At 62.5% G+C, this 19,934-nt stretch carries 22 protein-coding genes; 10 read left to right on the top strand and 12 right to left on the bottom strand.

Features of this window, described 5'->3' with window-relative positions; genetic code table 11:
• The first annotated feature begins 25 nt into the window (after positions 1 to 25).
• From gorA to OSW16_RS16630, 4 genes are all read left to right on the top strand, one after another.
• Complete coding sequence (gorA, locus tag OSW16_RS16645; protein WP_267816933.1) at positions 26 to 1,381, top strand: glutathione-disulfide reductase; 1,356 nt, start codon at positions 26 to 28, stop codon at positions 1,379 to 1,381.
• Positions 1,382 to 1,644: 263 nt separating this feature from the next.
• Positions 1,645 to 2,208, top strand: coding sequence for an alkyl hydroperoxide reductase subunit C (ahpC, locus tag OSW16_RS16640; protein WP_012315033.1), 564 nt, complete (start codon positions 1,645 to 1,647; stop codon positions 2,206 to 2,208).
• A 124-nt stretch (positions 2,209 to 2,332) separates the two neighbouring features.
• On the top strand, positions 2,333 to 3,895 hold the full coding sequence (ahpF, locus tag OSW16_RS16635) for an alkyl hydroperoxide reductase subunit F (protein ID WP_267816930.1): 1,563 nt from the start codon (positions 2,333 to 2,335) through the stop codon (positions 3,893 to 3,895).
• Between the two features lie 57 nt (positions 3,896 to 3,952).
• Positions 3,953 to 4,141 carry a hypothetical protein gene (locus OSW16_RS16630; protein WP_267816927.1) on the top strand — a complete coding sequence of 63 codons (189 nt, stop codon included), beginning with the start codon at positions 3,953 to 3,955 and terminating at the stop codon, positions 4,139 to 4,141.
• Between the two features lie 5 nt (positions 4,142 to 4,146).
• Here the strand turns inward: OSW16_RS16630 and OSW16_RS16625 are convergent, their stop codons facing one another.
• The 3 genes from OSW16_RS16625 to nhaR form a co-directional block, all read right to left on the bottom strand.
• Positions 4,147 to 4,794, bottom strand: a complete 648-nt coding sequence (locus tag OSW16_RS16625; RefSeq protein WP_267816925.1) for a YceH family protein — start codon at positions 4,792 to 4,794, stop codon at positions 4,147 to 4,149.
• A gap of 125 nt (positions 4,795 to 4,919) precedes the next feature.
• Positions 4,920 to 6,131, bottom strand: coding sequence for a serine/threonine transporter SstT (sstT, locus tag OSW16_RS16620; protein ID WP_267816923.1), 1,212 nt, complete (start codon positions 6,129 to 6,131; stop codon positions 4,920 to 4,922).
• A 79-nt stretch (positions 6,132 to 6,210) separates the two neighbouring features.
• Positions 6,211 to 7,104 carry a transcriptional activator NhaR gene (gene nhaR, locus OSW16_RS16615; RefSeq protein WP_267816921.1) on the bottom strand — a complete coding sequence of 298 codons (894 nt, stop codon included), beginning with the start codon at positions 7,102 to 7,104 and terminating at the stop codon, positions 6,211 to 6,213.
• 134 nt (positions 7,105 to 7,238) lie between these two features.
• Here nhaR and OSW16_RS16610 point away from each other — a divergent pair, with 134 nt between their 5' ends.
• Positions 7,239 to 7,478, top strand: a complete 240-nt coding sequence (locus OSW16_RS16610; protein ID WP_012315027.1) for a hypothetical protein — start codon at positions 7,239 to 7,241, stop codon at positions 7,476 to 7,478.
• A 25-nt stretch (positions 7,479 to 7,503) separates the two neighbouring features.
• A complete protein-coding gene (locus tag OSW16_RS16605; protein WP_267816916.1) occupies positions 7,504 to 8,256 on the top strand; it encodes a TerC family protein in 753 nt (250 codons plus the stop codon).
• A 105-nt stretch (positions 8,257 to 8,361) separates the two neighbouring features.
• Here OSW16_RS16605 and OSW16_RS16600 read toward each other — a convergent pair whose 3' ends face one another.
• Positions 8,362 to 9,660 (bottom strand): MFS transporter, encoded by a 1,299-nt coding sequence (locus tag OSW16_RS16600; protein ID WP_267816914.1) that lies wholly within the window; start codon positions 9,658 to 9,660, stop codon positions 8,362 to 8,364.
• A 262-nt stretch (positions 9,661 to 9,922) separates the two neighbouring features.
• Between OSW16_RS16600 and OSW16_RS16595 the strand changes: the two genes are divergently transcribed.
• Positions 9,923 to 10,477 (top strand): chalcone isomerase family protein, encoded by a 555-nt coding sequence (locus tag OSW16_RS16595; protein WP_267816912.1) that lies wholly within the window; start codon positions 9,923 to 9,925, stop codon positions 10,475 to 10,477.
• A 2-nt stretch (positions 10,478 to 10,479) separates the two neighbouring features.
• Positions 10,480 to 11,016, top strand: a complete 537-nt coding sequence (locus OSW16_RS16590) for a DUF3833 domain-containing protein (RefSeq protein WP_267816910.1) — start codon at positions 10,480 to 10,482, stop codon at positions 11,014 to 11,016.
• A gap of 1 nt (position 11,017) precedes the next feature.
• Here the strand turns inward: OSW16_RS16590 and OSW16_RS16585 are convergent, their stop codons facing one another.
• The 7 genes from OSW16_RS16585 to OSW16_RS16555 all read right to left on the bottom strand — a co-directional run bounded on the left by OSW16_RS16585 (position 11,018) and on the right by OSW16_RS16555 (position 16,525).
• Positions 11,018 to 11,506: a DUF2878 domain-containing protein gene (locus tag OSW16_RS16585; RefSeq protein WP_267816908.1), complete on the bottom strand. Its 489-nt coding sequence runs from the start codon at positions 11,504 to 11,506 to the stop codon at positions 11,018 to 11,020.
• A gap of 2 nt (positions 11,507 to 11,508) precedes the next feature.
• A complete protein-coding gene (locus OSW16_RS16580; protein ID WP_267816906.1) occupies positions 11,509 to 12,768 on the bottom strand; it encodes an SAM-dependent methyltransferase in 1,260 nt (419 codons plus the stop codon).
• Positions 12,743 to 13,555, bottom strand: coding sequence for a DUF1365 domain-containing protein (locus OSW16_RS16575; RefSeq protein ID WP_267816904.1), 813 nt, complete (start codon positions 13,553 to 13,555; stop codon positions 12,743 to 12,745). The genes OSW16_RS16580 and OSW16_RS16575 overlap by 26 nt, the downstream gene beginning before the upstream one ends.
• The gene (locus OSW16_RS16570; protein ID WP_267816902.1) at positions 13,552 to 14,799 is read right to left on the bottom strand and encodes an NAD(P)/FAD-dependent oxidoreductase; all 1,248 of its coding nucleotides are present in this window, start codon (positions 14,797 to 14,799) and stop codon (positions 13,552 to 13,554) included. The genes OSW16_RS16575 and OSW16_RS16570 overlap by 4 nt, the downstream gene beginning before the upstream one ends.
• A 7-nt stretch (positions 14,800 to 14,806) precedes the next feature.
• On the bottom strand, positions 14,807 to 15,559 hold the full coding sequence (locus OSW16_RS16565; RefSeq protein ID WP_241805317.1) for an SDR family NAD(P)-dependent oxidoreductase: 753 nt from the start codon (positions 15,557 to 15,559) through the stop codon (positions 14,807 to 14,809).
• Positions 15,556 to 15,978, bottom strand: a complete 423-nt coding sequence (locus OSW16_RS16560; RefSeq protein WP_241805316.1) for a nuclear transport factor 2 family protein — start codon at positions 15,976 to 15,978, stop codon at positions 15,556 to 15,558. Before OSW16_RS16560 ends, OSW16_RS16565 begins: the two co-directional genes overlap by 4 nt.
• A 100-nt stretch (positions 15,979 to 16,078) precedes the next feature.
• Complete coding sequence (locus OSW16_RS16555; RefSeq protein ID WP_267816899.1) at positions 16,079 to 16,525, bottom strand: PAS domain S-box protein; 447 nt, start codon at positions 16,523 to 16,525, stop codon at positions 16,079 to 16,081.
• 96 nt (positions 16,526 to 16,621) lie between these two features.
• Here OSW16_RS16555 and OSW16_RS16550 point away from each other — a divergent pair, with 96 nt between their 5' ends.
• Complete coding sequence (locus OSW16_RS16550; RefSeq protein ID WP_267816897.1) at positions 16,622 to 17,569, top strand: MerR family transcriptional regulator; 948 nt, start codon at positions 16,622 to 16,624, stop codon at positions 17,567 to 17,569.
• On the opposite strand, the gene OSW16_RS16545 is transcribed toward OSW16_RS16550, so the two are convergent.
• Complete coding sequence (locus tag OSW16_RS16545) at positions 17,566 to 18,495, bottom strand: LysR family transcriptional regulator (protein ID WP_267816895.1); 930 nt, start codon at positions 18,493 to 18,495, stop codon at positions 17,566 to 17,568. The genes OSW16_RS16550 and OSW16_RS16545 overlap by 4 nt on opposite strands.
• Positions 18,496 to 18,610: 115 nt before the next feature.
• Here OSW16_RS16545 and OSW16_RS16540 point away from each other — a divergent pair, with 115 nt between their 5' ends.
• On the top strand, positions 18,611 to 19,855 hold the full coding sequence (locus OSW16_RS16540) for an MFS transporter (RefSeq protein WP_267816893.1): 1,245 nt from the start codon (positions 18,611 to 18,613) through the stop codon (positions 19,853 to 19,855).
• Positions 19,856 to 19,934: the final 79 nt, after the last annotated feature.

Genomic DNA, 19,934 nt, shown 5'->3' with positions numbered 1-19,934 from the left:
AGCGCCAGCCAAGGAGACTGAATACATGGCCTACGATTTTGATCTGTTCGTGATTGGTGCCGGGTCCGGTGGTGTGCGCGCGGCGCGCTTCGCAGCGGGCTTTGGCGCAAAAGTGGCGGTAGCCGAGAGCCGCTACCTGGGTGGCACCTGCGTCAACGTTGGTTGTGTGCCCAAGAAGCTGCTGGTGTATGGCGCCCACGTCGCGGATGAACTGGAGCAGGCTGCCGGCTACGGCTGGACCTTGGAGGAGGGCCACTTCGACTGGGGTACCCTCATCGCCAACAAAAACCGCGAAATCGAACGCCTCAACGGCATCTATCGCAACCTGCTGGTCAACAGCGGCGTGACGCTGCTGCAAGGCCATGCGCGCATCACCGGCGCCAACGAAGTGGAAGTGCAAGGCCAGCGCTACAGCGCCGGGCACATCCTTATCGCGACGGGTGGCTGGCCACAGGTGCCGGACATTCCGGGCAAGGAGCTGGCCATCACCTCCAACGAGGCGTTCTACCTCAAAGCGCTGCCACGCCGGGTGCTGGTGGTGGGCGGCGGCTACATTGCGGTCGAGTTCGCCGGCATTTTCCAAGGGCTGGGCGCTGCCACCACGTTGCTCTATCGCGGCGACATGTTCCTGCGCGGTTTCGACGGTTCGGTGCGTACCCATTTGAAGGAAGAGCTGGAAAAACGCGGCATGGACTTGCAGTTCAATGCCGATATCCAGCGCATCGAGCAGCTTGAAGACGGCAGCCTCAAGGCCACCCTCAAGGATGGCCGTGAACTGGTCACCGATTGCGTGTTCTACGCCACCGGCCGACGCCCGATGCTCGACAATCTGGGCCTGGAAAACACCGGTGTGGAGCTGGACGGCCGCGGTTACATCCGTGTGGACGAGCAGTACCAGACCACCGCTCCGACGATCCTGGCCATTGGCGATGTGATTGGCCGCGTGCAACTCACCCCGGTCGCCCTGGCCGAAGGCATGGCCGTGGCACGGCGCCTGTTCAAACCCGAGCAGTACCGCGCGGTGGATTACCAGAACATCCCCACCGCAGTGTTCAGCCAGCCGCCGATCGGTACCGTGGGCCTGACTGAAGAGCAGGCACTGGAAGCCGGGCACAAGGTGCAGGTCTTCGAGAGCCGCTTCCGCGCCATGAAACTGACCCTCACCGACATCCAGGAAAAGACCTTGATGAAACTGGTGGTGGACGCCGAAACCGACAAGGTGCTGGGCTGCCACATGGTCGGCCCTGAGGCTGGCGAGATCATCCAGGGCTTGGGTATTGCCCTGAAGGCTGGCGCTACCAAGCAGCAGTTCGACGAGACCATTGGCGTGCACCCGACGGCGGCGGAAGAGTTCGTCACCATGCGCACCGTTACGCGCTGAACCTCATTCCCCCTGAAACCCGCAAGCCGGCTTCCCGGGTATGCCCAGCCCTGAAGCCGGCGCCTACCCATGGCAGCCTGCTTGCCGGCGAGGGCCGCACAAGCGGGCGCAATCCTTTGCTCAGCCCAATCCCTTCTATTAATAAACCTCGCTTATAGCCAAAACCAATCGCAAGCATGAGGTTTGCCAATGAGCCTTCATGGCGACCAGCGGTTAGGATTCTCTCCATCAACTGATTCCAACCCCATGAAGGAGCATCTCTCATGCCAATCATCAACAGCCAGGTCAAACCGTTCAACGCCACCGCCTTCCACAACGGCGAATTCGTTCAGGTAAGCGAAGCCGACCTGAAGGGCAAGTGGTCTGTCGTGTTCTTCTACCCGGCCGATTTCACCTTCGTCTGCCCGACCGAGCTGGGTGACCTTGCTGACAACTACGCCGAGTTCCAGAAGCTGGGCGTGGAAATCTACGGCGTGTCCACCGACACCCACTTCACCCACAAAGCCTGGCACGACACGTCCGACACCATCAGCAAGATCAAGTACCCGCTGATCGGTGACCCGACCCACGTCATTTCGCGCAACTTCGACGTGCTGATCGAAGAAGCCGGCATGGCCGATCGCGGTACCTTCGTGATCAACCCGGAAGGCCAGATCAAGATCGTCGAAATCAACGACGGTGGCGTAGGCCGCGACGCCAGCGAGCTGCTGCGCAAGGTCAAGGCTGCCCAGTACATCGCCGCTCACCCAGGCGAAGTCTGCCCAGCCAAGTGGAAAGAAGGCGAAGCTACCCTCGCGCCATCCCTGGACCTGGTCGGCAAGATCTAAGACCGTGCGCCAGTCGTGGGCGGTGAGCAGCCGCCAAAGCTGAAGTACTCACTGCCCCGCCAAACGCCCGGGCGCTATTGCCTGGGCGTTTTTGTATCCGAAGATTGAAAAAGGAATCGCCCGTATGTTGGACGCCACGCTTAAATCGCAACTGAAAACCTACCTGGAGCGGGTCACCCAGCCGATCGAGATCGTTGCATCCCTCGACGACGGCGCGAAGTCCCGCGAACTGCACGACCTGCTGGTGGAAATTGCCAGTCTGTCGAACCTCATTACCTTGAGCGCGGACGGTACCGATGCCCGTCGCCCGTCGTTCTCGCTCAACCGCCCGGGTGCCGACATCAGCCTGCGTTTTGCCGGCATCCCCATGGGCCACGAATTCACCTCCCTGGTGCTGGCGCTGCTGCAAGTCGGCGGCCACCCCTCCAAGGCCAGTGCCGAAGTGATCGAGCAGATCCAGGCCCTGGAAGGCGAGTTCACCTTCGAGACCTACTTCTCGCTGTCGTGCCAGAACTGCCCCGACGTGGTCCAGGCGCTGAACCTGATGGCGGTGCTCAACCCCAACGTACGCCACGTGGCCATTGACGGCGCGCTGTTCCAGGACGAAGTCGAGTCACGCAAGATCATGGCCGTGCCCAGCATCTACCTGAACGGTGAAGTGTTCGGCCAGGGCCGCATGGGCCTGGAAGAGATCCTCGGCAAGATCGACACCAGCTCCGGCGCCCGCCAGGCCGAGAAGATCAACGCCAAGGACGCTTTTGACGTGCTGGTGGTCGGTGGTGGCCCCGCCGGCGCTGCCGCCGCCATCTACGCAGCACGCAAGGGTATCCGTACCGGTGTCGCTGCCGAGCGTTTCGGCGGCCAGGTGCTCGATACCATGGCCATCGAGAACTTCATTTCCGTGCAGGAAACCGAGGGGCCGAAACTGGCGACTGCACTGGAAGAGCACGTCAAGCAGTACGATGTCGACATCATGAACCTGCAGCGCGGTGAAGCGCTCATTCCTGCCACCGACGGTGGCCTGCACGAAGTGCGCCTTGCCGGCGGCGCCTCGCTCAAAGCCAAGACCGTGATCCTTGCCACGGGCGCCCGCTGGCGCGAAATGAACGTGCCGGGTGAGCAGCAATACCGCGCCCGTGGCGTGGCTTACTGTCCGCACTGCGACGGCCCGTTGTTCAAGGGCAAGCGTGTGGCGGTGATCGGCGGCGGCAACTCCGGCGTGGAAGCAGCGATCGACCTGGCAGGTATCGTCGCCCAGGTGACGTTGATCGAGTTCGACAGCCAGCTGCGTGCCGACGCCGTGCTGCAGCGTAAGCTGCATAGCCTGCCGAACGTCAAGGTGATCACCAGCGCGTTGACCACCGAAGTGCTGGGCAATGGCGAGAAGGTGACCGGCCTGCGCTACAAGGACCGCACCAGCGATGAGCTGCATGACCTGGCGCTGGAAGGTATCTTCGTGCAGATCGGCCTGTTGCCCAACACCGACTGGCTCAAGGGAACGGTCGAGCTGTCGCCGCGTGGCGAGATCATTGTCGATGCCAAAGGTGCTACCAGCATCCCGGGTGTCTTCGCTGCCGGGGACGTGACCACCGTGCCGTACAAGCAGATCGTCATTGCAGTGGGCGAGGGTGCCAAGGCATCGTTGGCGGCCTTCGATCACCTGATCCGCACCTCGGCGCCGGCGTAACGCTGACAACCGGGGGGTGTCTATGCTTAGTGCCGACACCCTCCGGAATTGTTAGCCATGACCCTGATCAGCCGTGAACCCTGGTGGCTAGTGCCACCCCAGCCCGGGCAGCAGGAGCAGGACCTGCACTGGGGTTACCTGGAGATCTACGCAGACGGCCGTACCGTGTTCGTCAACCAGCGCCCCAGTGACCGGGAAATGGCCGAGCGCAAAAGCTGCCGCAACTTCCCCGAACCGGAACACTGAGTGGCTTAGCCTTCAAGCTCGGCCAGGCGCGCCTCCAGCGCGGCAATTCGTGCCTCCAGCGCTTCGATCCTTTCTTCCGACACATTGCCGCCACTGTTGCGCGCCCCGCCTTCCTGCTGGCGAGCCGCAAGAATCGCCTCGATTTCTGCCGGATTCCCCAGCGCATGGGTATAGCGGTCTTCGCGCTGCCCGGCATGGCGTGGCAGGTGCAGCGCCAAACCACGCGAGATCAGGCGCTCGAGCTGGTGCTGGATCTGCTCGGTGTCGTCGAAGTCGTGCAGGCGGTTGCTGCGCGTCAGCAGTTCGTTGAGCGTTTGCGGCCCACGCAGAAACATCAGGCCCATCAGTATCAACTGGGCCGGTACCAGCTCCAGTGCCTTGTCCACCCGCTGCTCCCAACGGTCTGCGCGGCTACCCATCTGCAGCCGGGTCATGCCTTGGCCTTCCAGGGCACGCAGCGCCAAGCCGACCTGGCCCTGGGTCAGGTTCATCACCGGCTCACGGCTGGTCTTCTGGTTGCAGGCCAGCACCAGGGCATTGAGGGTCAATGGGTAACTTTCAGGGCTGGTGGCCTGTTTTTCGATCAGCGCGCCGAGAATGCGGATCTCGATACTGCTGAAGCGGCCTTCGTCTGCGGTTTGATGTTCTGACATGGCCAACTCTCATTGCGAGGAAAAGGCCACTAGCGTAGGTAAAGCGCCTGGCTTAAGCAATCACTTGGGGGCTGCTATGGGAGCCTGCTTTGCAGCGAAAGGGCCGCCATGCGGCCCCACGTGTCTCAGGCGCTGCGGCGCTCTTGCGCCTGGCAGGCCGCCGCAGTGAACAGCACATCGGTCGAAGAATTCAGTGCAGTCTCGGCCGAGTCCTGCAGCACGCCAATGATGAAGCCCACAGCCACCACCTGCATGGCAATCTCGCTGGGAATGCCGAACAGGCTGCATGCCAGCGGGATCAGCAGCAACGAACCGCCAGCCACGCCAGACGCACCACAGGCGCACACCGCCGCCACCATGCTCAGCAGCACGGCGGTAGGCAGGTCGACCGGGATGCCCAGCGTGTGCACCGCTGCCAGGGTCAGCACGGTGATCGTGATGGCCGCGCCCGCCATGTTGATGGTCGCACCCAGCGGGATCGATACCGAATAGGTGTCTTCATGCAGCCCCAAGCGCTCGGACAGTGCCAGGTTGACCGGAATGTTCGCCGCTGAGCTGCGGGTGAAGAACGCCGTGATACCGCTCTCGCGCAGGCACAGCAGCGTCAATGGGTAAGGGTTGCGGCGGATCTTCCAGAACACGATCAGCGGGTTCATCACCAGTGCCACGAACAGCATGCAGCCAATCAGCACCGCCAGGAGGTGCAGGTAGCCAAGCAGGGCATCCAGGCCAGACTGGGCGAGTGTCGAGCTGACCAGGCCGAAGATACCCAGCGGGGCGAAGCGGATGACCACACGCACGATCAGGGTTACGCCGTTGGACAGGTCCTCGACCACTGTCCGGGTGGTTTCGCCGGCATGACGCAAGGCCACGCCCAAACCAATGGCCCAGGTCAGCACACCAATGAAATTGGCGTTGAGCAGGGCGTTGATCGGGTTGTCGACGGCGCTCAGTACCAGGTTTTGCAGCACTTCACCAATGCCGCCAGGCGCGCTCAGGGTGACATCGCCGGCACTCAGGGCAAGCTGCGAAGGGAACAGCATGCTGGCGACAACGGCCACCACGGCAGCGGAGAAGGTGCCCAGCAGGTACAGCCAGAGAATCGGGCGGATGTGGGTTTCCTGGCCGTGGCGATGGTTGGCGATCGAGGCCATCACCAGAATGAACACCAGCACCGGTGCGACTGCTTTCAGGGCGCTGACGAACACCTTGCCGAGAAAGCCCAGGTCGAGGGCGATGGCTGGCGCAAGCAAGGCCAGGACAATACCGGCAATCAGGCCGATGACGATCTGGGTCACCAGGCTGGTGCGGTTCAGGACGCGGAGGAAGGGGGACATGTGCTGCGCTATCTCGGTATTTTGAAAGGGCGTGACTTTACCATAGACCTTGGCAGGGGGCGTCCCGGCCTCTTCGCGCTCACCAATTGAACAACTCCCGGCGCGCCCCCTCGGTGATGGCCACGATCCCTGGGTGCTTGACCTTGCGCTCGACTGAAATAGCGTAGAACGACTCGTGCACCGCCTCGGTCTGCCCGATCAGTTCCACCCCGTATTGGCGGCACACTTCCTCGGCAATCACACTGGGCGCCACGAAGATACCGCTGCCGGACTGGCCGAATGCCTGCATCAAGGCGCTGTCGTCGAATTCGCCGATTATCCGCGGCTGCACCTGCTGCTCGCCAAGCCAGCGCAGCAGCCGGCTGCGCACCACCGTCTCCTGGCCCGGGATCAGCAAGGGTGCATCGTGCAGGCAGCCAGGAAAGACCCCAGCGTGGCGTTGGGCCAACGCTTTGGTAGCGAAGAAGCTCAAGCCGCACTCCCCGAGCTTCTGGCTGTAACCCTTGATATCCAGGTGGCTGGGCATCGGGCTGTCAGAGATCACCAGGTCCAGGCGCTGGATCGCCAGGTCGGCCAGCAAACGTTCGAGTTTGTCCTCACGGCAGTTGATGCGCAGCACGTCGTCCAGCTCCATGGTGGGCGCGAGCAGGCGATAGACGATGGACTTGGGTACCACGTCCGCCACCCCCACGCGGAACAGGATCTGCTCCTGCGGGCCCGCTCGCAACATGGCCTCCAGCTCACTGCCGATCTGGAACATCTGTTCGGCGTAGACCAAGGTCTGGCGACCGGTTTCGGTCAGTTCCAGCTGCCGCCCAACCCGCTGGAACAGTTCAAGGCCGTAGGTTTGCTCGAACAGGCTGATCTGACCGCTGATGGTCTGCGGGGTCAGGTTCAGTTGCTCACTGGCGCGGGCGATGCTGCCGGTCTTGGCCACGGCCCAGAAATAGTGAAGCTGTCGATAGTTGAGCATCACTGGATTCCCGATTCGTTAAAACCGAAGTATACCCGGTGAAAATACGAATTTTCCTGATGTATCGTCATCTTTAGAATTCGACGCCATCAGGCGTATTGCGCGCCGCCGGTATATCGACAAGCGAGGACCCCATGCTGCAATTCAAATCCATTGGCACACCCTTGGTGCTAGCCTTGGCACTGATGAGCCTGGCAGGCTGCGATCAGGCCGAGAAATCTGCCCAGCAGATGCTCGACCAGGCCGCCAAGTCGGCCAAGCAGGCCATCGATGACACCAACGAAGCGGCGCAGCAGGCGCTGAGCGACGCTATCGGCACCGAAGGGCAGAAGCCCAAGGACGCTGACCAGCAAGACAAAACCCAGGACATCTGACCCAGAAACGTTGCAGGACTGAAAAATGGAATATTTGCTGGAACTCGCCGCAAGCCCCACCGCCTGGATAGCACTTGCCACGCTGGTGGCCATGGAAGTGGTACTGGGCATCGATAACCTGATCTTCATCTCGATCCTGACCAACAAGTTGCCGGTCGAATACCGCTCCAAGGCACGCCGGATCGGTATCAGCATGGCCTTGATCATGCGCTTGGCGCTGCTCAGCACGGTGGCGTGGATCGTTCAGTTGACCGACCCGGTGTTCGAAGTGTTCGGTAATGCCTTCTCCTGGAAGGACGTGATCCTGATTGCCGGTGGCCTGTTCCTGCTGTGGAAAGCGACCAAGGAAATCCATGAGAACGTCGACCCGCACGGCGCCAAGGAAGAAGCCAAGGTGTCCTCCACAGTCACCCTGGGCTTCGCTGCCGCGATCTTCCAGATCCTGTTGCTGGACATCGTGTTCTCGGTTGACAGCATCATCACCGCTGTGGGCATGACCGAGCACCTGCCGATCATGATCATTGCCGTGGTCACTGCCGTGATCGTGATGATGGTGGCCGCTGACCCGTTGGCGAACTTCATCAACGACAACCCGACCGTAGTCATGCTGGCCTTGGGCTTCCTGATCATGATCGGCATGACCTTGATCGCTGAAGGTTTCGGTGCCCATGTGCCCAAAGGGTATGTGTATGCGGCAATGGCCTTCTCGACGGCGATCGAAGTGCTCAACATCCTGGCCCGCCGCGCACGCATGAAGCGTGAAGCGACCGAAGGCTGATTCAAGGCGGGGGCGCGAGGCGCCCCATTCGCCGGCAGCCCGGCCCCCAGTCGCCTGACTGACGGTCTCTGCCGGCAGGCCCTGCCGGAAGAACGCAACTGCCCCTTACGCCGCTTCCACCTTGCGCGGTGCCATGAAGTACAACCACACCAGTGCAATGAAGTACATCGCCGGGATCATGGTGAACAGCACGGCGTAGTTGTTATTGGTAACCGTCAGCACCGTGCCGACGATCTGCGTCATGAACATGCCGCCGATGGCCGCACACATGCTGCCAAAGCCGAACACCGTGCTTATCAGGTGCTTGGGCGTGTAATCCATCAGCAGGCTCCATATGTTCGCCGTCCAGGCCTGGTGCGCGCCGACCGCCACGGCAATGGCGAGCACCGCTACCCACAGGCCACTGGCGTTGGCGGCGAAGGTCACGCTGATCATGGTGCAGGCGAAGATCAGCATCGATATCAGGCGGGCCCGTATGGCGCGTACGCCACGGCCTATGAGCCAGGACGAAAGGATGCCGCCGCCAATGCTGCCGAAGTCGGCCGTTAGCCAGATCAGGATCAGCGGGATGCCCATCTGGGTCACGCTGATGCCCAGGTTGTACTGCTGGTTGAGAAAAGGTGGCAGCCAGTACAGGTAGAACCAGAACACCGGTGCGGTGATCGCGAACGCCACGGCGAAGGCCCAGGTACCGCGCATGCGCATGATAAGGCTGAAGGGCACACGTACCGCCTCAGGCTCGGCCTCGCGCTGAATGTACTCCAGCTCGCTCTGGCGCACGGTGGGGTGCTCTTCGGGGTTGAAGTATTTCAAGCCCCAGAACACCACCCAGACCAGCCCCAGGCAGCCCATGGCGATAAAGGCCGCCTGCCAGCCCCAGGCAGCCAGGATCACTGGCAGCAGCGCCGGGGTGACCATCGCGCCAACGTTGGTACCGGCGTTGAACAGCCCGGTGGCGATGGCTCTTTCACCTGCGGGGAACCACAGCCGGGTGGTCTTCACACAGGCTGGGTAGTTGGCGGCCTCGGTCAGGCCGAGGATGAAGCGGCAGACCATGAAGCCTGCGGCCGATGTGGCCAAGCCGTGGGCCCCGGTGGCCAGGCTCCAGAGCAGTACCGCCATGAAGAATGCGCGTTTTACGCCGATGTTGTCGATCAACCGGCCCTGCAGCAGGAAGCCGATGGCGTAACCCACCTGGAACCAGAAGTTGATGTTGGCGTAGTCCATCGCCGTCCAGCTCATGTCCTTGGCCAGCATGGGCTGCATGATGCCGAGGGCGGCGCGGTCGATGTAATTGAGTGTGGTGGCGAAGAACACCAGGGCAAGCATGCCCCAGCGCGTCTTGCCGACAGCGAAGGCGTCGCGAATCTTGCTGCCCATGGAAGCAGGGGGAATAGGAGGCATGGCCGATGTACCTGTTTCTTGAAATTGTAATGAGTTGCTGGATGCTTCTAGCCCGCGGGTTTGGCTCAAGGCAGGGAGCACTCGCAAGGCCGGGCATGGTGAGCAGTGAAACAAGGGCCGTCAATGCCAGAGAATGCTCTAGCGTTCGATAACCGAACAGTCGCCGTCCGTCATTATTTTGCGTGAAACAACCGATATCTCTACATAAAGTTGTACATGAAAATATACTTGTACAATATTTAGGTATCACGGTCTTCAACGTATGGCCATGCGCAGCTCTATCTCAGCCCTGAATCTGTTCGTGCTTACCGTGGCGCTTACCGCCTTGCCACCCGCCGTGGCGGACTGGCGGCCAGCGGTGCCGGACGCACGCACCGTGGGCAGCGGTGAGTTCACCTGGTTCGGCCTGCGTGTCTATACCGCCCGTTTGTGGAGCGCCGGCTCACCGCAGGGTTGGAATGAGCCGTTTGCCCTGGAGCTTCGCTACCACCGGGAGCTGTCACGCGACACGCTGGTGCAGGCCAGCCTCGATGAAATGCGTCGCCTCAGCGACCGTCCTCTGGCCGAGGCCACGCTTGAGCGTTGGGCACAGGCGATGAACGGGGCGTTCGTCGATGTGCGCCCAGGCACGCGCATCACCGGGGTGTACCTGCCGGGGCAGGGCAGTCGGTTCTATGTCGATGGCCAACTGCGTCGCGAAATCGCCGACCCGGCATTCGCCCGGGCATTTTTTGGTATCTGGCTGGACCCGCGTGCCCGTGACCCCCAACTGCGCCAGCGCCTGCTCGGCCTGGCCGGTAATGAACCAGGAGATTGAACATGCGAAGAATCTTGCTACTGGTCGGCTGCCTGCTGCTGGCCAGCTGCGGCAATGTCGAAGTCGACCATTACGCCCGTGAAAAACCCGCGCTGGACCTGGTCACATTCTTTTCCGTGCCGGTGCAGGCTTGGGGCATTTTCCAGAATCGCTCGGGGGAGGTGGTCAAACGCTTCGATGTGCGCATCGACAGCCGCCGCGAAGGGGACCGGCTGATTCTTGACGAGCACTTCGTGTACAGCGACGGTACGCGTCAGCAACGCACCTGGACCCTGACCCCGGACGGCCCCGGGCGCTGGCGCGGGCGTGCGGGCGATGTGATCGGCGAAGCCCGCGGCGAGGTTGCGGGCAATGCTTTGCACTGGCGCTACCGCCTGGACCTGCCGGTCGACGGCCGGCATTGGGAAATGGACATCGATGACTGGATGTACCTGATGGATGAGGACACCCTGATCAACCGCTCGAGCATGCGCAAGCTGGGTGTGGAGGTTGGGCAGATCACCTTGTTCTTCCGCCGCCTGCCAACGGCTGTGCCGTGACTCAGGTTGCTCTTGCCAGGCGTAGCATCAACGGAAATGCCACCGCCCAGACCGCTGCCAGCAGCAGGGCGGTAGGCATGGGCCCCATCGGCAGTTCCACACCGGCCAGCCGCGCCCCGGCCAGGTAGGCCAACGGCCCACCGAACAGTCCCAGCAGCGCCCCGAGCCATAGTGGGTGGGTAGCCCAAGCCAGGCTGTGGCGTAAACCGCTGGCCAATACCAGCCACATCAGGGCCAGCCAGCCGGGCAGGGGCCACTGGGCAAACGCGAATACCCCCAGCGCCCCCAAGATGCTGTCCAGCAGGCAACCTGCAAACCCTACCGCCAGCAGCGCACGCGCTTCTGCCCGGCGCTCATGGCAATAACCCAAGTGCAGCGCCAGGCCCAACGGTACCAGCGCAAGCAACCAGGGCGTGTGGGCGCCGAGTACACACACCCACCAGCCAGCCTGCAACCCTACGGCGTTGGCGACAAGCCAGGTACGGGACATGTTCAGGCACCTGACAAAGGCGCCCGACGGGCCTTCGGCGCGGCCCACAACAATTGCGCCACGCCGATGGCACGCTCCTCGAAACCGCCCTGGCAGTAACACAGGTAGAACTCCCACAGGCGCTGGAAGGTTTCGTCGTAACCCAGTTCCTTGAGTGCCGTGCGCGCCTGGCGCAGGTTATCGCGCCAGTGGCGCAAGGTGCGGGCATAGTCCTGGCCAAAGTCCTCCATATGCACCAGATTCAACCCGGTCTTGCGGCTGGCGGTGTCCAGCAGCACGGTCAAGGATGGCAGCGCACCGCCCGGGAATATGTAGCGCTGAATGAAGTCCACCGAGCGCCGCGCCTGGGCATATCGTTGGTCGCGAATGGTGATGGCCTGCAGCAGCATCAGGCCATCCTCTTTGAGCAGGGCGGCACACTGGCGGAAGTAGGTGGGCAGGTACCGGTGGCCGACGGCTTCAATCATCTCGATCGAAACCAGCTTGTCGAAGCGCCCGCTCAGGTCGCGGTAGTCCTCGCGCAGTACCGTGATCTGTTGCGTGAGGCCCAGCGCTTGCACCCGCTGTTGGGTGTGGGCGTACTGCGCCTCGGACAGCGTCGTGGTGGTGACGCGGCAGCCATACCGGGTGGCAGCATGGATGGCCAGGCTGCCCCAGCCGGTACCGATTTCCAGCAGGTGTTCGTGGGGTTTGAGTTCGAGCTTCTGGCAGATGCGTTCAAGCTTGTTCAGTTGCGCCTGCTCCAGGGTTTGCTCGGCGCTCTCGAACTGCGCCGCCGAGTACATCATGGTTGGGTCGAGCAGGCGTTCGAACAAGGCGTTGCCCAGGTCGTAATGGGCCAGGATGTTGCGCCGCGCACCGCGTCGGCTGTTGCGGTTGAGCCGGTGCAGCAGGTGCAGGGCCGGGCGTGCCAGGCGTGCCAGCCCGCCCTCCATGGCATCGAGCACCTCAAGGTTGGCGACGAACAAACGGGTGACCGCGGCCAGGTCAGGGGTGCGCCAGTAGCCATGGATATAGCCTTCCCCAGCGCCGATCGAGCCGTTACTGGCGACCAGGCTCCAGGCGGCCTCGTCAACGATCTCGACCTCGGCTTGCAGGGCGCTGCCGGCTTCACCGAAGGTCCACTGACGATCATTGCAGATGACCCGCAAACTGCCGTGGGCCAAGCCGCGCAACTGGGCCAGTACGGCGGTCCTGGCCAGGTTGCCAAGCAGCGGTGTCAGGCCGGTGGACTTGCTAACGCTCAGGGTGGGCTCGGTCATCATCTAACTCCTTGGAGGCGGCTTGGCCCAGGCTCAGGTTGCCCAGGCTGGCGCTATGGTCGTGGACGGGCGTGCGCTTGAGCAGTAGCTGCAAGGCCTGCCAATAGATGGCCGCTACGGTGCGCAGGCTCATCCAGGGGAAACTCAGGATGTGGCGGTGCAGGGCAGTGCGATCCAGCGGCCCGCGCTGCAGCGCCAGGTCGGCATCGAACACCTTTTGCCCTTCGCGCCAGTTCTCCATGTGCACGTGCACGCGCCGCGCATCGAGCAAGAAACGCAGGCGGTACTCCATGTCCAGGGGCATGAACGGCGACACATGAAACGCCTTGGCCACGGAAAACCCGGTAGACAGGCCGTCCTGCACCGGCAATACGTAGTGAAAGCGCTCGCGCCATGGCGTGTTGCGCACCTCCAGCAGGATGGCTTGCAACTGGCCCGCCTGGTCGTGGCAGAAGTAGACACTCACCGGGTTGAACGAAAGGCCCCAGCAGCGCGGCTGGGTCAACAGGTGTACGGCGCCTTCCGGCGTTTGCCCGGTCGCCTGGCCAACCAATTGCCGAGCGGCCTGGGCCAGTGGCGTGCCATTGCCGGTCAGCGCTGGCAGGTAATCGCTTTCGCGCCAGCTCAGCGGCGCCAGTCGCGACCGCCCCAGCCAGCGGCTGAGGCTGAGCAGGTGGGTTTGCTCATCCAGGTTCAGGTAGAGCATGCCGATACGATAGCGAAAGGCATGCTGGCGCGGGGTCAGGCGCCGATGGCTGACCCAACCGTGGCACAGGCTGCTGATCACAACGCTTCCCCAAAACACTCGGCCACTTTCAAGGCGCTGACCACACCGTCCTCGTGGAAGCCGTTGGCCCAGTAGGCGCCGCAGAAGTAGCTGTGCTGGCGGCCCTGCAGTTCAGCCTGCCGGGCCTGGGCGGCGAGGGCGACAAGGCTGTACTGCGGATGCGCGTAGTTGAAGCGAGCGAGGATCTGCGTCGGGTCCACCAGCGCGGTCTGGTTCAGGCTCACGCAGAAGGTCACCGGCGCTTCGATACCTTGCAGGATGTTCATCGCGTAGGTCAGCGCAGCCGGTGCCTGTTGCGGCCCGCCAAGGCGGTAGTTCCAGCTGGCCCAGGCTTTGCGTCGGGTGGGCAGCAGCCGGGTGTCGGTATGCAGCACCACATCGTTGCTGGCATAGGTGATGGCGCCGAGCACTGCACGCTCATCGGCACTCGGCGCCTCCAGCAAGGCCAACGCCTGATCGCTGTGGCAGGCGAACACCACGCTGTCGAAACGTTCGCTACCGGCCGCGCTGAACACGGTCACGCCACCTGCGTCACGGCTGACCCGGTCAACAGGGCAGTTGAGGCGGATGCGCTCGGCAAAGGGTTTGCACAACGGCGCCAGGTAGCTGCGCGAGCCGCCTTCGATCACCCGCCACTGCGGGCGGTTGCTCACCGAGAGAAGGCCGTGGTTACGGCAAAAACGCACGAAGAACTGCAGCGGAAAACTGAGCATGTCAGCGCGTGACATCGACCAGATCGCCGAGCCCATTGGCACGATGTAGTGGTCGATAAAACGCTGGCCATAGCCTTGCGTCTGCAGGTAGCCGCCCAGGGTGGTGGCCTCGTCGATACGTTGGCTGTCCAGGTCGGCAATGGCCTTGCGGTTGAAGCGCAGGATATCGCGCAGCATGCCCCAGAAGCCTGGCGATAGCAGGTTGCTGCGCTGGGCGAACAGCGTGTTCAGGTCATGGCCGTTGTATTCGAAGCCGCTGCGCGGGTCATGCACCGAAAAGCTCATTTCAGTGGGCCGGGAGGCAACCTTGAGCTGGTCGAGCAGGCGGATGAAGTGCGGGTAGGTCCAGTCGTTGAACACGATAAAACCGGTGTCCACAGCGTATTGCCGGCCACCCCATTGGACATCGACGGTATGGGTGTGGCCACCGATCCAGTCGGCGGCCTCGAATACGGTGACTTCATGCCGCCGAGACAGCAGATAGGCACAGGTGAGGCCGGCAATGCCGCTGCCGATGATTGCGATGCGCATGTTTATTTCAGTCCTGTTGCTTACGTGCCAGGCGCTGGCCTAGCTTCAGTCGCCAGCGCACCGGCATTGCGCCCAGCAGGCGCAGTACCACAGTGAAGACACCGGGGAAGTTGATTTCCAGCGGGCGCTTGGGTATGCGCTCGGCAATGTGCCTGGCGGCGCGCTCTGCACTCCAGATCTGGGGCATGGGGAAGTCATTGCGGCGGGTCAATGGCGTATCGACAAAGCCAGGGCTGACCAGCGTGACATCGATGCCCTCGTTGACCAGATCGATGCGCAGGGACTCGATCAGGTAGCGCACGGCCGCTTTGGAGGCGCCATAGGCCCCGGCACGGGGCAGCGCCAGCCAGGATACCGAGCTGCCGATCACCACCAGGTGCGGGCGTCGACCGCGGCGCAGCAAGGGCAGGGCAGCCTGCAGGCAGTGACTGACGCCGAGCAGGTTGGTGCGCACCACGCGCTCGACCAGCTCTGGGTCGAAATGGCCTGGCTCCAGGTATTCACAGGTGCCTGCATTGAGGATTACCAGGTCGAGCGCGCCCCAGTTGCGCTCGATGTGCGCGGCAACATCAGCGACCTGTCGAGGGTCACTGATATCGCCGATGGCCTGCAGCGTCTGTTGGGGGTACTGGGCGGCCAGCGGCGCCAGTTTTTCCGCTTGCCGGCCACCCAGCGCCACCTGATGCCCCTGCTCAAGCAGCTGTTGCGCCAGCGCAGCGCCGATGCCGCTGCTGGCGCCCGTCAGCCAACAGCGGCTCATGCCAGCCGCCCCTTGAGCCAACGCACAGCGCTGCCCATCACCGGTACATGCTCATAAAGCAGTGCGCCGGCGTCGAAGTAGTCTTGATGGAAGTGCACGCGTTCATGCCAGCGCAGGTGGCTGCAACCCTGCAAACTGATCAGGCGCCCGTTGGCCAGGCGTGGGTGGCGGAAGTTCAGCGTCCAGCGAATGTAGCCGTGGCCGGGTTGGACTTCGTCGGTACCCTCGAAGGTGTAGTGCACCTCCTGGGTATTGGCGTAGAGCTCTGCAAAGTACGCGCGCAGGTCGCTCAGCCCGTCGATCTTGTGCAAGGGGTCGCGGAAGGTGACATCTTCGCTGTACAAGTCACCCAAGCGGTCGAGGTTGTTCGCATCGAGGCTGGCAAAGCGTTCGGCGAAGGTTTGCAGGTAGCTTGACATGCGCGGCCCTGTACAAAAATGGTTTCTTGTACAGGTATAGTCGATCCCGCCGCATAAAGCTATACAGGGTCATATTTTTGTACAGTTTTGCATGGGCGTGTCAGCTGTCCCTTTCATCCAGTTGCCGGCGCAATTGGGCCACCTCTGCTTCCAGCTCTCGTACCCTTTCCTCGGCAAACACCTGGGCCGTGACATCACGCTGTATGCCAATGTAATACGTCAATTGATCGGCCTCGTTGCGTATTGGCGAAATCGACAGTTCATTCCAGAACAGGCTGCCATCCTTGCGGTAATTGCGCAGCACCTGGCAGCACGGGCGCCCGTCCCGGATGGCCTGGCGAATGGCGTCCAGCGCCTCCTGATCATGGTCCTGCCCCTGCAGGAAGCGGCAATCCTGGTAGAGAATGTCATCGGCAGCGTAGCCGGTCAGGCGCTCGAAGGCGGGGTTGACGTAGATGAGGATGCTGTCGTTTCCTTCCTGCTCGGCAATGACGATGCCGTCGTTGGACGCCTCGACCATCAATTGCAGGAGTTTTGCGTCGATCATGGGGCCTCCTTGAAGTGGTTGCGTATGCTTATGCGCAGCTTAGCCTGCATGCAGCTATAGGTTTAGTATGTGTAACCGCCCTGATGATCCGCCGCAATGAACGAAGCGACCTTCACCGACCTGTTGCCAATGCGTGACGTTGTCAGCCTGACCGGGGTCAACCCGGTGACCTTGCGTGCCTGGGAGCGCCGTCATGGCCTGATCCAGCCGCAGCGTACCGAGGGTGGTCACCGGCTGTACACCGCACAGGATGTGCAGCACATCCGCGACATACTGCGCTGGACCGCCAGCGGGCTGCCGATCAGCAAAGTCAGCGAAATGCTGGCCAGGCGGCGAGACGCCTATGAGCAAACGGTTGAACCGGCTGCCGATGGCTATGCCACGTGGCGCGCTGCCGTGCTCCGCGCAACCCTGGCGTTCGATGGCCAGGCGCTAGAAGCCATTCATGGCCAGCTGTTCACACTGTTGCCCAAATCCACGGTGCTGCTCGACATACTGATGCCTGTGTGGCGCACATTACAGTCAGGCAGCTCATACGGCCAGCGGAGCCAGTGGCTGTTTCTCGATGCCTTTCTGCGCGCCCGTTTGCTGCTACGCCTGCAGTTGAACCAGGCCGCCGCCCCTCGCGTGCTGTTGGCCGGCACCGGTGGCAGCGCTGAGTTTGAACTGCTGTGCCACGGCTTGCTGATGAGCGGCGAGCAGCAGCGGATTGAGGTGCTCAGCAGCGAACAACCGCTGGAGGAGTTGCCCCTGTTGTGTGCAGCCATTGCGCCTGCCGCGCTGGTGCTGCTGGTGCAGCCCCCTGTGAGCCGTGGCCTGGCAGATCGTCTGCGCGCCTTGCAGATGGATATTGCCTGCCCATTGGCGCTGCTCGGTGATGGCCTGGCCGAATCGGCGACTGCGCTCAAGGGTATTCCACTGCGCCTGCTGGAGGGGCAGGGTGGTGATGCCGGCGCGATGCTCAATGCCTTGCTCAGGGGGGCGTTGGAGCTCTCGACCACCCAGCCTGCACCAGGAAAGCAAAGCGCTGAGCAATCCCGCTAGCCGGCGTTGGCTGTTGCTTGCTCGCTCAGCCTGGTGCAGATGGCATCGACCAATGCGGCTACTTTGGGAAGCGACTGCCGGCTTTTCAGCCATGCGACGTTGATAGGCAGGCCGGTGGTGCTCAGCTGCGGCAGGATCTGGACCAGCGAGCCCGCATCAAGATGCTCCTGCACCAGCCAGGAGGGCAACTGGCCCACTCCCAGCCCGGCCAGCACCATGGCAAGCTGGCCTTCTGCGTTGCCGATGGCAATACGGCCCGAGACCACGCGCTGCTCGCTGTCACTGGCATGGGCACCTGGGAAGTGCAGCGGATATACACCGCCGTCGGTCCTGCCATAAAGCACGCAGCCGTGCTCATGGAGGTCCCGTTCCGTTTCAGGCACGCCCCGGCGTTGCAGATAACCCGGTGCGGCGCAAAAGATGTGCTGCTGCACGCCAATCAGCCGCCGCTCTACACCTTGGGGCCAGATGTGCGGCCCGCCAATGCGCACCAGGATGTCGATGTCATGCTCGATGGGGTCGAGGAAGCGGTCCGTGAGCGTGATATGTGGCATCAGCAGCTCATGCTCGGCAATCAGCTCGATGAGCAAGGGCAGTACCCGCAGTTTGCCGTAAGAAGCAGGCAAGTCGATGCGCACCCGGCCACAGGGCTCGACCTGGGCACTGTGCATCTGCATTTCGGCCTCTTCAAGGCTGGCCAGGATCTGCTTGCAGGTCTGGTAGTAATCGGCTCCCGCATCGGTCAGCGCCAAGCGCCGTGTGGTGCGTGCGAAGAGCTTCATGTTCAGGCGTTGCTCCAGCCGGGTCACGCTTTTACTGACGGCGGAGGTGGTCAGGCTCATGCGTTCGGCCGCAGCAGTGAAGCTTCCGGCCTCTGCCACGCAAATGAAGACCGCAATGCCCTTCAAGCGTTGTTCATTGAGCAAAGACGCCTCCAATTGTTGAATGAATTTCTCAAATGGCCTTTCTTAAATACCAAAGACGATAATTTTATTCCAGGATACCCTCCTGCTCCAATTCCCTGTTCTGGAGTAGTCGCTCATGCATGCCAACCCTGCGTCCCTGTCGGGGGCAGCAGATGCCCGTGCAGGCACCAGCATTCTGATCCTTACGATGGCGGCGTTCGCTGTGCTGACCACCGAATTCATCATCCTCGGCATCTTGCCCGGGCTCGCCCGTGATCTGGGTATTTCTGTGCCGAAAGCGGGCCAGTTGGTCACCGTTTTCGCCTTTACCGTGATGCTCGTCGGGCCGTTTCTCACCGCTGCCATATCCCACTGGGACCGCAAAAAGGTGTTTCTCGGGGTGCTGATCATCTTCGCCGCATCCAATGCGCTGTCGGCGGTCGCTACGGATTTCTGGACCATGGCCTTGTCGCGCATCCTGGCTGCTGCCACGCTTCCGGTGTTCTGGGGCACCGCCAGTGAATCGGCAGGCCAGCTGGCGGGTAAAGGCAATGAAGGCAAGGCCGTCGCCCGGGTCTATCTGGGCATCACGGCGGCGTTCGTGTTCGGCATTCCGCTGGGCACACTGGCAGCCGATGCCCTCGGCTGGCGGGGCACCTTCTGGCTGATCTCGGGCCTTTGCCTGGTCATCGCGCTGCTGATGTGGGTGTGCCTGCCACAGCTGCCGGAGGCGCCCAAAAGGGCGGGCGGCGAACGCCAGACGATTATCCTGCGGGACCCGAAATTCATCTTCCATGTCGCGCTCTCTGTGGTGGTGTTCACTGCGATGTTCAGCGCCTACACCTACCTGGCCGACATCCTCGAGCGCCTTGCCCACGTGCCCAGCGCGCAGGTCGGCTGGTGGCTGATGGGCTTCGGTGCGGTGGGCATGATCGGCAACGCCATCGGCGGGCGGCTGGTCGACCGCAGCCCGCTTGGCGCGACCATCGTGCTGCTGACGGTGCTGGGCGCCGGCATGGCAGGCGCGCCGCCTGCGGTCGATACGCGGTGGTTACTGGTGGTGGCCTTGGCCGCGTGGGGTATTGCGTATACCGCGTTGTTCCCTGTTTGCCAGGTACGCGTGATGATCGCAGGTGCCAAAGCGCAGGCCCTGGCCGGCACATTGAATGTCTCGGCGGCGAACGCGGGCATCGGGTTGGGCGCTGTGATTGGCGGCTTCACCATCGAGCAACTGGGGCTGGCTGCGCTGGGCTGGGTGGGCGCGCTGATTGCAGTGCTGGCGGTGGGCTTCTCACTGCTGCTGTGGGTGGCAAGCGATCGGGCCGGCAAGGCTGCTCACCGCGCCCGCCCAGCGGCATCCGCGCCAGTGAAGCAAGGCTGATGGTGAACACGGCCTGCGCAAGGGCATATCGATATACCCTTTAATTCTTTGTTTCCTGGGCCCGCCTGCTTTCAACTAC

It is taken from the genome of Pseudomonas putida, assembly GCF_026625125.1.
Taxonomy (GTDB): domain Bacteria; phylum Pseudomonadota; class Gammaproteobacteria; order Pseudomonadales; family Pseudomonadaceae; genus Aquipseudomonas; species Aquipseudomonas putida_X.
This window is presented reverse-complemented; position numbering and strand designations above follow the sequence as displayed.